This window comes from Pseudomonas sp. URMO17WK12:I6, from assembly GCF_003253625.1.
Taxonomy (GTDB): domain Bacteria; phylum Pseudomonadota; class Gammaproteobacteria; order Pseudomonadales; family Pseudomonadaceae; genus Aquipseudomonas.
The window spans coordinates 37,577-49,637 of sequence record NZ_QKYZ01000026.1 but is presented as its reverse complement, the minus strand read 5'-3'; the positions used below and the strand labels follow the sequence as shown (position 1 = coordinate 49,637).

At 60.0% G+C, this 12,061-nt stretch carries 12 protein-coding genes; 1 reads left to right on the top strand and 11 read right to left on the bottom strand.

Annotated features, from left to right (window positions below):
* Positions 1 to 111 precede the first annotated feature (111 nt).
* From F475_RS29105 to F475_RS29070, 8 genes are all read right to left on the bottom strand, one after another.
* Complete coding sequence (locus F475_RS29105; protein ID WP_111455357.1) at positions 112 to 1,110, bottom strand: ADP-ribosylglycohydrolase family protein; 999 nt, start codon at positions 1,108 to 1,110, stop codon at positions 112 to 114.
* Positions 1,107 to 1,820: a GntR family transcriptional regulator gene (locus F475_RS29100; protein ID WP_026286427.1), complete on the bottom strand. Its 714-nt coding sequence runs from the start codon at positions 1,818 to 1,820 to the stop codon at positions 1,107 to 1,109. The genes F475_RS29105 and F475_RS29100 overlap by 4 nt, the downstream gene beginning before the upstream one ends.
* A gap of 199 nt (positions 1,821 to 2,019) precedes the next feature.
* Entirely contained in the window at positions 2,020 to 2,988 is a 969-nt protein-coding gene (araH, locus tag F475_RS29095; RefSeq protein WP_018926203.1) for an L-arabinose ABC transporter permease AraH, read from the bottom strand.
* Between the two features lie 9 nt (positions 2,989 to 2,997).
* Entirely contained in the window at positions 2,998 to 4,542 is a 1,545-nt protein-coding gene (gene araG / locus F475_RS29090) for an L-arabinose ABC transporter ATP-binding protein AraG (RefSeq protein WP_019650447.1), read from the bottom strand.
* A 65-nt stretch (positions 4,543 to 4,607) separates the two neighbouring features.
* A complete protein-coding gene (locus F475_RS29085; RefSeq protein ID WP_018926205.1) occupies positions 4,608 to 5,612 on the bottom strand; it encodes a substrate-binding domain-containing protein in 1,005 nt (334 codons plus the stop codon).
* A 130-nt stretch (positions 5,613 to 5,742) separates the two neighbouring features.
* On the bottom strand, positions 5,743 to 6,561 hold the full coding sequence (locus F475_RS29080; RefSeq protein ID WP_018926206.1) for an SDR family oxidoreductase: 819 nt from the start codon (positions 6,559 to 6,561) through the stop codon (positions 5,743 to 5,745).
* 273 nt (positions 6,562 to 6,834) lie between these two features.
* Positions 6,835 to 7,710 carry an SMP-30/gluconolactonase/LRE family protein gene (locus F475_RS29075; protein WP_111455356.1) on the bottom strand — a complete coding sequence of 292 codons (876 nt, stop codon included), beginning with the start codon at positions 7,708 to 7,710 and terminating at the stop codon, positions 6,835 to 6,837.
* Positions 7,711 to 7,751: 41 nt separating this feature from the next.
* Positions 7,752 to 8,468 (bottom strand): FadR/GntR family transcriptional regulator, encoded by a 717-nt coding sequence (locus tag F475_RS29070; RefSeq protein ID WP_018926208.1) that lies wholly within the window; start codon positions 8,466 to 8,468, stop codon positions 7,752 to 7,754.
* A 243-nt stretch (positions 8,469 to 8,711) separates the two neighbouring features.
* Here F475_RS29070 and F475_RS29065 point away from each other — a divergent pair, with 243 nt between their 5' ends.
* Positions 8,712 to 9,584: a triacylglycerol lipase gene (locus F475_RS29065; RefSeq protein ID WP_019582740.1), complete on the top strand. Its 873-nt coding sequence runs from the start codon at positions 8,712 to 8,714 to the stop codon at positions 9,582 to 9,584.
* 57 nt (positions 9,585 to 9,641) lie between these two features.
* On the opposite strand, the gene F475_RS29060 is transcribed toward F475_RS29065, so the two are convergent.
* The 3 genes from F475_RS29060 to F475_RS29045 all read right to left on the bottom strand — a co-directional run bounded on the left by F475_RS29060 (position 9,642) and on the right by F475_RS29045 (position 12,039).
* Positions 9,642 to 10,202, bottom strand: a complete 561-nt coding sequence (locus tag F475_RS29060) for a DUF1285 domain-containing protein (protein ID WP_111455355.1) — start codon at positions 10,200 to 10,202, stop codon at positions 9,642 to 9,644.
* Between the two features lie 16 nt (positions 10,203 to 10,218).
* The gene (locus F475_RS29055; protein ID WP_064616596.1) at positions 10,219 to 10,824 is read right to left on the bottom strand and encodes a DUF4823 domain-containing protein; all 606 of its coding nucleotides are present in this window, start codon (positions 10,822 to 10,824) and stop codon (positions 10,219 to 10,221) included.
* Positions 10,825 to 11,070: 246 nt separating this feature from the next.
* Entirely contained in the window at positions 11,071 to 12,039 is a 969-nt protein-coding gene (locus F475_RS29045) for a GTP 3',8-cyclase MoaA (protein WP_018926212.1), read from the bottom strand.
* Between the last annotated feature and the right edge of the window lie 22 nt (positions 12,040 to 12,061).

Genomic DNA, 12,061 nt, shown 5'->3' with positions numbered 1-12,061 from the left:
GACAAAACAACAGCCGGCCGTCCTGCCCGTGTTTGTGCGTTCCATTGCGGGTGAAAAATTCAAGTATGCGGCGTGTTCATCGCGGGCAAGCCCGCGATGGGGCCAGTCCAGTCAACGTAAAGCCAACAGTCCTTTTACCAACGGTTCCAACTCCAACGAGTTAACCGCTTTAACCTGCTCGATCATCGCCACCGGCCAACTCTCAAGCCCCAGACAGGCCCCGAGCATCGCGCCGAGCATGGCCGCGATAGTGTCGGTGTCACCGCCCAGGCTCGCGGCCATGCACAGCGCTTCAAAGGCCGTCATCTCGCCGATGGCCACTTGCTGGGCCAGCGCAAACGACACCACCACCGATTCCTGTGCGGCCACCGAAGTGCCGATCACGTCGTACAGCAAATCCGCCAGCAACGCCTTGTCGCTGTCGATGCCGATACTCCGCGCCCAACTGATGCGCGAGGCAATCCGCCCGCCGGCGACCCAGTGGCCGTGACTTTCTGCCTGCTGCGCGAATTGCTGGCCAAGGTTCAACGCCTCGCCCAGGTCCATGCCGTTGATCCCGGCGGAAACCACAGCCGCCACCGCCGCCGCACTGGCAATCCCCAGCGTGGTGTTGTGGGTCACCTGACAGGCTTGCACCACGGAGCGGATGAAACGCTCAGGATCGGCGACATCGGCCGCAATCCCCACCGGGGTGATGCGCATCGCCGCGCCATTGGTGGTGCCGTGGCGCCCGGCCTCTTCCAGCGAGTGGCCGGCGAGGATCATTTCGATCGCGCGTTTGGTCGAAGGGCCGAGCAAGTCTTGCGAGCCCTTGGCCTGCATCCCGGCTTCCCATTCGATCAATCGTTGGGCCAGTACCGCCGGTTCGATCCGGCCCTCGCCCTCGATCAACAACCGAGCGACCAGAATCGCCTGCTCGGTATCGTCGGTGATAGAACCTTTGGGCAGGTTCGCGGCAATCGGTTGATCGGGGCCGGCGTCTTGCAGATCGGTGATTTCAACGAAGCGCGCCTTGATGTCGGCGCGGCTCAGGGATTGGGTCGGCATGCCCAGCGCATCGCCCAGGGCCAGTCCATAGAACGCGCCGAGGGCACGGTTGAGCGCGGTCATTTTGGAGCTCCAAACTGCAAATGCAGACGAAAGTGCACCGGATCGAGCAGGCTTTCGACCTGCTCCATAAAACGGTTCTGACGGTCGTAGGTGGTGCGCAGGGCCTTGAGGAACACCGTGCCGACCGGGCGCCCGAGCAGTTCGGCGTCTTCGGCGTTCAAGGGTTCGGCACCGATCCACTGATCGCCGTGCTCGCCGACATAGCCGTAGGCAGCCAACGTGATGGTCAGGGAGTTATCAATCAGTCCCACTCGCGGCAGGCCTTCTAGGCCTCCGGTCGCGGGCATTAACGCGCGTTCCAGAGACACCAGCGTGCCGTCGGTGGCGCGCCGGCGACGGTCGAGGGTGATGAATTGATCGGTGCCGAACCGCGACAGCAGGTCAGGACGGGTCACCGCCTCCAGTCGCAGCACTTCGGTATTGATCAACGCCCCGCTGTCCGCCAGTGCCTGGGCCCAGCCGCTGCTCTGATCGAGCACTACGCCGTCGTAAGTAACGATGGAACCGACTCCGCTTTGCGTGGCGATGTAGTGACGCCGTTTCAGTTCGGCCAGGGCTTCACGCAGCGTGCCGCGGCTGACCTTGAATTCTTGAGCCAACTGATGTTCACCCGGCAATAGCAAGCCGTCCTCCATGAGGCCGCTTTCGATGCGCCGGACAAGCTCATCGATAATCCGTTGTTTCTTGTCAAATCGTACCTGTCTAACCATGTACAAAGTGATAACCGAAAGGGATTAGGGCGAGCAAGGGATATTTTGTGGCTGGATTGTGTGACAGACAGACCGCTTTCGCGGGTAAGCCTCGCCCCTACAGGGGGGTCTGCACGGTACTGTAGGAGCGAGGCTTGCCCGCGAAGGCGTCGGCACATCCAGTATCCATGTGCCGGACATCCCGCTCCCCCGGGGAAAATCAGCGTTGTTTCAGTCGGTCGATCACAACCGCCAGCAACAGGATCGAACCACGAATCACGTACTGATAGAAGGTATCGATGTTCTTCAGGTTCATCGCATTCTCGATGATCGCCAGAATCAGCACCCCGGCGATCACATGCCGAATCATCCCGATCCCGCCACTCAGCGACACCCCGCCCAACACGCAGGCCGAGATCACTGTCAGCTCGAAACCCTGGCCAATCATCGGCTGACCCGAGGTCATGCGCGACGCTAGAATCACCCCGGCCAATGCACCAATCACCCCGTGCACGGCGAAGATGATGATTTTGGTTCGGTCAACGTTGACCCCAGCCAGCAACGCCGCTTCCTGGTTGCCGCCGATGGCCATGGTGTTGCGCCCGTAGGTGGTGTAATTCAGCAGCCAGCCGAAAAACAGGAAGCAAACGATGGTGATCAGAATCGGCACCGGCACACCGAACAACTGGCCATTACCGAAGACGAAAAACGACTCCTGGGACACGCCGACCGCTTTGCCGTTGGCAAAGATGTAAGCCAGGCCACGAACAATCTGCATGGTCGCCAGCGTGGTGATCAACGCATTGACCCGCAGCTTGGCGATCACGATCCCGTTGATCAGCCCGACAATCAGCCCCATCACCAGCGCCGCACTGACGCCGAGGAACACGCTGTTGGTGTCGCGCATCACCACCGCCGCGACCACGCCGGCGCAGGCAATCACCGAGCCCACGGACAAGTCGAAGTGCCCCGACGCCAGGCAATACAACATGGTGCAGGCGGCAATCCCGGTGGTGGAAATCGCCAGGCCCAGACCGCGCATGTTCAGCGGCGACAGGAAGTTGTCGATCAGCAAGGTGCAGAGCACGAAGATCCCGACGGCCGCCAGCAGCATTACCCAGTCATCGAGAAAGCGTCGCAGGTCCAGCGGTTTGCGCGGGGTTGGCAGAGCGTTGTTTTGGATGGTCATAGTCACCTCTCAGTTCGCCACGTCGGCAGCGCGTTGGCGTGGCAAAGCCAGTTGCAGCAGGTTGGATTCATTGGCGTGTTCGCGGGTCAGTTCGCCGCGCATCGTGCCTTCGCAGAGCACCAGGATGCGGTCGGAAATGCCCATGACTTCCATCAGGTCGCTGGACACCACAATCACGGCAATACCGCTGGCGGCCAGGTTGTGGATGATCTGGTAGATCTCGGCTTTGGCGCCGATGTCGATGCCGCGTGTAGGCTCATCGAGCAGCAGGACTTTCATCGGCATCGACAGCCAGCGACCGAGAATCGCCTTCTGCTGATTGCCGCCGGACAGGTACATGATTTTCTGCGCCGCGTTGGGCGTCTTCACCTTCAGCGCCTTGATCTGCTTGTCGGCGTTGCCCTTTTCCCACAGCCCGCGCAACAGGCAACCGAAGGTGGAATGAGCACCACGAGCACTGATGTTGATGTTCTCGGCGACACTGGCGAGCGGCAGGATGCCCTCCTTCTTGCGGTCCTCGGGGCACAGCAGAATCCCCGCCGCAATGGCATCGCGCGGTGAACGCAGTTTCAGTTCATGTCCACGCAACTCCAGGCGTCCGGCCGTGTTGCGGGTAAGTCCGCTGAGCATGCGAAACAGCTCGGTGCGGCCCGCGCCAACCAAGCCGAACAGACCCAGAATCTCGCCCTTGTGCACCTCGAAACTCACCGGTTCACGCAAACCCGGCCCCAGCAAACCGTCAACCTTGAGCGCCACCGCGCCACGCGGGCGGCTGCGGTAATCGTAGATATCCTGAATATCGCGACCGACCATGCACGTCACCAACTGGTCATGGGTCAGCGCGCTCATGTCCTCGAAGGTGCGCACGAAGCGACCGTCCTTGAACACCGTTACCGCGTTGCAGATACGGAACACTTCCTCCATGCGATGGGAGACGTAGAGCACCACTTTGCCTTCGTCGCGCAGGCGCCCGATGATTGCCATCAAGCGATCGATTTCCCGCGCCGACAGGCTGCTGGTGGGTTCGTCGAACGCAATCACATGCGCGCCACGGGACAGCGCCTTGGCGATTTCCACCAGTTGCCGCTGACCGAGGGACAAGCGCCCGACTTTCTCTTGTGGATCGATTTCATCGGCCAGGCCTTTGAGGCAGGCCAGTGCCTGTTGCCGCAAAACGCTGCGATTGATCAGGCCGAAACTTGCCGGCAGATGCCCAAGAAACAGGTTCTCGGCCACGGTCATTTCCGGCACCAGGTGCAGCTCCTGATGGATCACCGCGACCCCGCTGCCAATGCTGTCGGCAGTGGATTTGAAGACCCTCGTCTGCTCGCCGATCCGCAGGTCGCCGCTGCTCGGCGTGTAAGCACCGCCGAGGATCTTCAGCAGCGTGGATTTACCGGCGCCGTTCTCGCCCATCAAGGCGTGAACCTGCCCCGGATGCGCGACGAAGCTGATGCCGTCCAGCGCCTTCACCCCGGGAAAGGTTTTGCCGATCCCGTTGAAGCGCAGGCTGCCGCCAATGCGCTGTTCATCTGTTTGTACGTGTGCGTGCATAACCCACCTCATCACACCGATCAGGCGGCCCCGTCGCCGGGGCCGCCAATGAAATCAACCGACCCTCAATTCCACAGGCCGATCTTTTCCAGTTCCTGCTTGAAGTTGTCGCGCGTGATCAGCGTCACGTCGTCCATGGCGGTGTATTTCGGCGGTTCTTTGCCGGTGGTGACCCACTCGTGCATCATGCTGGCGGTGTTGTAGCCCTCGATGTGCGGGCTCGGCAGCATCGAGCCGAAGAAGCCGCTGTTGGCTTTCTTCAATTCGCCGATGGCATCGGTGCCGTTGATGCCGATGCCGATTACGTTAGCCGCGGCAAAACCGGCGCTTTCGGTGGCGCGCACGCCGCCCAGCACGGTGTTGTCGTTCATCCCGCCGATGATCAGGTTTTTCGCCCCGCTCGGGAGCTTCACCAGCGCCGAGTTGGTGGCGTCCATGCTGCCAGGTACGTCGAGGGTTTTCAGGGCCGAGAACAGAATGTGGTCTTTCGGCATCCCGGCGTCTTCCAGGGCTTTAACCGAACCGTCGGTGCGTTTCTTGCCGGTATCGAGTTCGTTGAAGGTGTTGATCACCGCATAGGTTTGTTTCCAGTCCCAGCCGCGTTTTTTCGCTTCGGCGGCCATGGCGGCGCCCTGCTTCTGGCCAACTTCGAAAGCTGCCATGCCGAGGTATGGCACGTCCTCCATGAACTTGCCGCCGGCATCGACGAAACGGTCATCGACAGCGATCACTTTCAAACCGTTGAGCTTGGCCTTGGCCATGATCGCCGGGCCGAGGGAGACGTCCGGCGGGCAGATCACGAAGCCCTTGGCGCCGTTCGCCGCCAGGCTGTCGATGGCCGAAAGGGTTTTCTCGCCATCAGGCACAGCGATCTTGATGACGGTGAAGCCCTTGTCCTTGGCGGCCTTTTCAGCGAAGGCCCACTCGGTCTGGAACCAGGGCTCTTCGGCCTGCTTGACCAGAAAACCGATCTTCACTTCCTCGGCCGCCAGCAACGTACTGCTCAGGCTGACCGCGGTGACCGCCAAAGCGGCACAGCACAGGGAACGGATCCCACGACGACGTTTCATAAGCTGACTCCTTGTTATTTTTTTTGAGCGTTAGTTGAAAGCCAATACAGCGGTCGAAGCATGTAGCCAATAGTCATATCGTATGATGATTGTATTTCAGGCGTAGTTTTGCGCCTGAAACCCAAGTTATTCAGTCGTGGTACATGACCGAACGACCACCATCGATGGTGATGCACGAAGCGTTGATGAATGGCGCCTCATCGCTGGCCAGGAACACGGCAGTCATCGCCACTTCGATTGGCTGACCGATGCGGCGCGGTGGATGCAAGTCGAAGGCCCGTTGACGTTCGGCATGAGGGTCGGCAAAGCCGTTCCAGTAGTCGACGTTCAGTTGGGTTTCGATATAGCCCGGTGCGATGGCGTTGACGCGAATGCCCTTGGGTGCGTATTCGATGCCCAAGGCGCGGGTCAGCCCGAGTAAGCCATGCTTGGCCACCGGGTACGGGAAGCAGCCGGGAATGATGTGAGTGGAATGGGTCGAGGCGATGTTGATGATGCTGCCGATGCCCTGCTCGATCATCTGCGGCAGCACGGCTTTGCAGCCATACCAGGCGCCGTCCAGGTCGATGGCGAAGCAACGATGCCAGTCGTCCTCGGTCATTTGCAGCGGATCACGGAACACGTTGACCCCGGCGCAGTTGACCAGCACGTCGATGCGACCGTGAAGCTCAATGGCCAACTTGGCCATGGCGTGCAGGTCTTGCTGGCGCGATACGTCGGCCTTGATCGCCACGACATCCGCGCCTTGTTCACGCCAATGCGCCGCGACTTTTTCGACTTTCTCGGCCTGGATATCGCTGATGACCAGCTTGGCTTGCTGGGACGCAAAGGTCGCGACAATCGCTTCGCCGATCCCCTGAGCGGCGCCGGTCAACAGCACGACCTTGTTTTTCAGGCGCTCACCCTTCGGCGGTTCGGGCACCGGTGGCAAGGAAAGGGGTTCAGCCATGGATCAACACTCCTGTTCGAGGGCACGACGAAAACCGGACATCTGTCGATGTCCGGTCAAAAGGCTTTTGGGAATAGGCAGGCAGGCGTGCAAACGCCCGGGCGCCGGGGCGGCCTGAAGCACTGTCGACCCAAGGGAGGACGGTGGAATATCGCTGCATCACTTCACCTGTTTTGTTTTTTTAAGTGTGAGTGCGTGTAACTGATGGGGCCGACTATAAACCCGGCCACCAACAAATCTCAATATATAATTTTGCATCCCATATTTTGGGATTTAGCCTGCAAATCTCTGACAGGGCTTTCCGGGCACATCGACTCGAACCGACAACACCGCCCCATCCAATGGATGGTTGAGCGGGCTCGCCGCACTGGTGATGTACAAGGTTTTGAAGTCTTCGCCACCAAACACGCAACTGGTGGGGCGACTGACAGGCAGTTCGATCACCCGATCGACATGACCGTCCGGGCTCAGCCTGAGCAAGCAACTGCCGTCCCAGCGGGCGTTCCAGATATAGCCCTCGGCATCCATCGCCGAGCCGTCGGGGCCACCCCGTTCGTGGGGGCCAAACCAGACGCAGGCGGTGTCGAGGTTGCCGTCGGTATGGATGAAATGTTGGTACAACGTACCGTCGAGGCTGTCGGCGAAATACAGGGTTGTGCCGTCGTCGCTCCATAGCAATGTGTTGGGGATGCCGAGCCCTCGAAGCAGCGGCGTGACCCGAGCATCGCGGTCGATGCGAAACAGGCCACCGGAGCGGCGCACGATCGGCAAATCTTCGCCCTGCTCGCCGATGTTGTTTTGCATGGTGCCCAGCCAGAGCCGGCCCAAGGCATCGCAGCGGGCTTCGTTGGCGCGATTGCCGGGTTGCGGATCGGCCACACAGAGCAAGGTCAGCCGAGGCTCCAGGCCGGGAGAGTTCAGGTCCAGCCGATAAACCCCACTGCTCAATGTCACCAGGGCATCGCCACTTTCGCAGGGGATGAATGCGGACACGTGTTCCGGCATCTGCCAGATTTCCACATTGGCGCCGATCAATCGCAGCGCCTGTTGGCCGGCGATATCGACCCAGTACAGCGCCTGGGCCGGTGCATCCCAGAACGGACCTTCACCGAGTCGCGCACGGTGTTCGGTAACCGCAGTCCACGTCATGAAACCTCCTTTTTATTGCTTTTATGTGGGAGCGAACCTGGTCAGCTTGCCTTCTTGTCGGCCATGACTTGGGGGTAAAACCGTTTGATCGCCAGGTCGGCGTTATCGATCAGGGTCATGCAGGCCCACACACCCCGCGCGGCATCCCGAGCAGCGATGGCGTCGGCCATGTCTTTGTGAATCGGCAAGGTTCGGCGCAGTTCGTCCGGGTCGGCGGCAGACACTTCGAACGACACCGCCAGCAGCGCGCCGAGAGCCGGGACCATTTGTTCGATGAATTGATTGTGGCTGGCGGCGAGGATGCACTCGTGGAAGAACTGGTCGGCGCGGTTGTAATCGATGCCGCTGTCTACGGCTCGTTCCAGCGCGTTGTAGGCCTGAAGCACGGCTTGCACTTGTTCCACCGTCGCGCGCTCGCAGGCCCAACGCACCGCCATCGGTTCGATGGTACGACGCAGGTCAAGCAAGTCGTCGACGAAGTTTTCCGGCAAACCGCTGCGCGACAGCCAGCCGACGACTTGTGGATCGAAGAGGTTCCAGCGCCGTACCGGCAACACCCGCGTGCCGACCTTCGGCCCGACTTCGAGCATGCCTTTGGCGACCAGGGTTTTGATCGCTTCGCGGATGACCGTACGGCTGACCCCAAGCTGCTCGCCCAAGTCGGCTTCAACCTTGATGGTCTGACCGGGCTTCACCTGGCCAGCGGCAATCCAGCACCCCAGCCAATCAACCGTCGACGCGTGAAAACTGCTGGACATGGGTACCTCACCGCCCGGTGAAAATAAAAATGAAACGACACGAAAGCCGTTCGCAATGGATGCCCACGCTAATCATCATATGATTGGGTGTCAATTGGATTTTTCTGGAGTTCTTGCCAACACAGGCATGACTGTTCGTCCGATTACTCCCCCGGCGCTTTGAACCCACCCACTTTGTAAACTACGGTTAGCCCGCAACAGATCAGGCTGTTTCACTAAAATCCGCTATCGTCAGGTATGAACATGGACATGGATGCGTCTACGAAATACCCCATTGTGTTGGTTCACGGTCTTTTCGGCTTCGACAGAATCGCCGGTTATCCGTACTTCTTCGAAATCGAGGAAGCCCTGGAACGTGCTGGTGCCCAGGTGTTTGCCGTGAATATTCCAACCGTCAACGGCAATGAGGAACGCGGTGAAAAACTGCTCGAACACGTCGACCGTATTTTGCGGGAAACGGGCGCCGCCAAGGTCAATCTGATCGGCCACAGCCAAGGTCCGCTGGCCGCACGCTACGTCGCAGCCCTGTACCCGGAAAAGGTTGCGTCGGTCACCTCGGTCAGTTGCCCTAACCACGGCTCCGAGATTGCCGACCAACTGCACAAGGCACTGACACCCGGAGAATTACCCGAAGCCTTGGTATTAGCCCTGTTAGGCGCAGTCGGCACCTTCATTTCGTTGATCAGTGGCCATCCGGAAAACCCCATCGACCCTCAAGCGGCGTTCGAATCGCTGACCAGCGCAGGCCTGGCCGCCTTCAATCGCAAGTACCCGCAAGGGCTGCCAAAGGTTTGGGGCGGGGAAGGCAACGAAGTTGAGAACGGCGTGTATTACTACTCCTGGAGCGGGATCGTGCAGAACTTTCAAAGCCTGCAACTCCTCGACCCGACCCATTTGAACTGTAAAGTGCTGTCGCAGCTATTTTATAAAGAGAAGCACGCCAATGATGGGCTGGTCGGCCGCTACAGCTCTCATTTGGGCAAAGTGATCCGCTCGGATTACCCCATGGACCACTTTGATGCAGTCAACCAGATGGCCGGGATCAACAGTTGGAACGTGAGCCCGGTGATGCTCTACCTTGAACACGCCGCCCGGCTGAAGAGCAAGGGTTTGTAAGCCCATAAAAAAAGGCCCGTTGCAATAACGGGCCGTTTCATTTCTCGGGTTCAGCGCTTACGGCTCAAGTCCGATCGGGAAAAACTCGCCACCGCTCCAGACACCGAGCCAGCTCTGCCCGTCAATCTCACGACTCACCGCCAGCTCTACCAATTGGTAGAACACATTGCGGTGAATCAGCGCTTCAAGGTTGCTGCGCACATGCACGTACGGCGCGGGTTCCTGAGTCACCGGGTCGAACACCACGCGCATGGGGTGCTCGACACCGGCGTCGGTGGTTTCATCGACGTTGGTGGTAAAGCGCAAGACCTGAGCCTCACCCTCGCCTTCGACTTCCAGGGCTATCGCCACGAACGGTGCATCGTCGACCTTGATGCCGACCTTTTCGACTGGAGTAATCAGAAAGTAATCATCGCCGTCGCGGCGAATGATAGTGGAGAACAGCTTGACCATCGGCTTGCGCCCGATCGGCGTGCCCAGGTAATACCAGGTGCCGTCGCGGGAGATGCGCATGTCGATGTCGCCGCAGAAGTCGGGGTTCCACAAGTGGACCGGTGGCAAACCTTTGGTTTTGGGGATTTGTCCCAACAGGTCATTGGCTTTTTGCGGGCCACTCATGGCGTTCTCCTTTTAATTACTGATCGCTGAGCCCCAACAGGCTACGAGCGTATTGCTCCAGCGGCGGGCCCAGAAGATCTTCTGGCCTGTTATCGTAGAACGTCAGTAAACCGCCACGACTCTTGATACGTGCAGTATCGATCAAATACTGGGTGCTGGTCTCGATCAACATGATCTGAATGACGCCACTGTCGATCCCGAGGCGATCCGAGCGCTCCTGGTCGATCAAATCGTCCGCGTTGCCGATACGGTCGTCGGCCTTGGCAAAACGTGTATAGAGCAGGTAGTGAGCACCGGCGGCACGGGCTTCTCCCATGGCGGCGTCGAGGCCTTCCGGCGCGCGGGCGCGGCGGACCATCGGGAAATATTCGATAAAGCCGTTGAAGGCTTCTTCGGCCACCACGTTAGGTCGCGGAGAAGCAATGCCCGGTGGCGCGAAGGCGCCCTGGGCGATGTAGATGAAGGAGTCCGGCTGAATGCGGATGTTATTCACGCGACGGCTGTCGCTATGGTCCAGCAGCCCCACGTCGCTCATGTGGTAGCGAGTTCCTTCGGCCATATCGCTGACATTCATGCAGCCGCCAAGTGCCAAAACGGCCAGCAGCAAAACCAGGCTACGCATCCTTCCCTCCAGAAGCCGGTGACGGAAAACCGGCGAATGGCCGAGGGATGCAGCTTCCGCGCCAGCTCAGGTCATGTGCATTTTCAGTCTGAACAGACCTGTGGCGAGGGAGCTTGCTCCCGTTCGGCTGCGCAGCAGTCGTAAGTTCCAGGGAATGCGGAGCGTTTGGTAATTTTAGGGCCGCTTCGCGCCCCAGCGGGAGCAAGCTCCCTCGCCACAGCAAGCGCCCTTCACCGCAAGACCCGGTCAGCCGCCGATGATTTTCATGATGGTCGCGCCACCGGAGAACGCCACTTCCTGCTTGTCCCCCAGAGCCTTCACCAGCAGTCGCTGCAAGGCCGGCAATGCCTGATGACGGGGTTTGTCCAGCAGATCGCCGACATAGTGGCGATTGCTCGACGACAGGCAGCCATGCAGCCAGCCAGTGGACGACAAGCGTAGACGCGAGCAGGTGCGGCAGAACGGCACGCTTTCGTTGGCGATCACGCCGAAGTGGCCCTGTCCCGGAATCTCGTAGCGCACCGCCGTGGCATCGACCGGCGCGTCGGCCTGCAGGTATTCGTAGTGTTCGCCGATCAGGCTCAGCAATTGCTGAAGGCTGACGAACTGTTGCAGGAAGGCGTTGGAATCACTGGCCAAGTGCCCCATGCGCATCAACTCGATGAAGCGCAGCTCGTAGCCGCGTTCCAGGCAGTAATCGAGCAATGGCATCACCTGATCGAGGTTTTGCCCACGCAGCGGCACCATATTGACCTTGATCTTCATGCCGGCTGCCGCGGCCTGGGCCATGCCGTCGAGGACGGTCGCCAGATCGCCGCCGCGGGCAATGCTGCGGAAAGCCCCGGCGTCCAGGGTATCGAGGGAAACGTTGATGCGCCGAATGCCGGCATCCACCAGCAGCGGCAGCTTCTTCGCCAACAGCTGGCCATTGGTGGTCAGGCTGATGTCCGCCAGCCCCATCTGCCCGACGGCGGTCATGAAGGCTTCGAGCTTGGGGCTGACCAGTGGCTCGCCACCGGTAATGCGCAGGCGCTCGATGCCGGCTGCTTCGATCAGATAAGCCACGCCGCGTGCCATCGCCTCGGCCGACAACTCATCCTGCGCAGCCACCAGCCGTTTGCCGTTGGGCACGCAGTAGGTACAGGCGTAGTTGCAGGCGGAGGTCAGACTGATCCGCAAATTGCGAAAACGCCTGCCTTGACGGTCAACGATCATGGATCACTCCGGCGAAAGAAGA

Bases quoted from the DNA above. Each gene is read 5' to 3' on its own strand.
- F475_RS29105 (WP_111455357.1), bottom strand. From the start codon at position 1,110: ATGACCGCGCTCAACCGTGCCCTCGGCGCGTTCTATGGACTGGCCCTG.
- F475_RS29100 (WP_026286427.1), bottom strand. From the start codon at position 1,820: ATGGTTAGACAGGTACGATTTGACAAGAAACAACGGATTATCGATGAG.
- araH (WP_018926203.1), bottom strand. From the start codon at position 2,988: ATGACCATCCAAAACAACGCTCTGCCAACCCCGCGCAAACCGCTGGAC.
- araG (WP_019650447.1), bottom strand. From the start codon at position 4,542: ATGCACGCACACGTACAAACAGATGAACAGCGCATTGGCGGCAGCCTG.
- F475_RS29085 (WP_018926205.1), bottom strand. From the start codon at position 5,612: ATGAAACGTCGTCGTGGGATCCGTTCCCTGTGCTGTGCCGCTTTGGCG.
- F475_RS29080 (WP_018926206.1), bottom strand. From the start codon at position 6,561: ATGGCTGAACCCCTTTCCTTGCCACCGGTGCCCGAACCGCCGAAGGGT.
- F475_RS29075 (WP_111455356.1), bottom strand. From the start codon at position 7,710: ATGACGTGGACTGCGGTTACCGAACACCGTGCGCGACTCGGTGAAGGT.
- F475_RS29070 (WP_018926208.1), bottom strand. From the start codon at position 8,468: ATGTCCAGCAGTTTTCACGCGTCGACGGTTGATTGGCTGGGGTGCTGG.
- F475_RS29065 (WP_019582740.1), top strand. From the start codon at position 8,712: ATGGACATGGATGCGTCTACGAAATACCCCATTGTGTTGGTTCACGGT.
- F475_RS29060 (WP_111455355.1), bottom strand. From the start codon at position 10,202: ATGAGTGGCCCGCAAAAAGCCAATGACCTGTTGGGACAAATCCCCAAA.
- F475_RS29055 (WP_064616596.1), bottom strand. From the start codon at position 10,824: ATGCGTAGCCTGGTTTTGCTGCTGGCCGTTTTGGCACTTGGCGGCTGC.
- F475_RS29045 (WP_018926212.1), bottom strand. From the start codon at position 12,039: ATGATCGTTGACCGTCAAGGCAGGCGTTTTCGCAATTTGCGGATCAGT.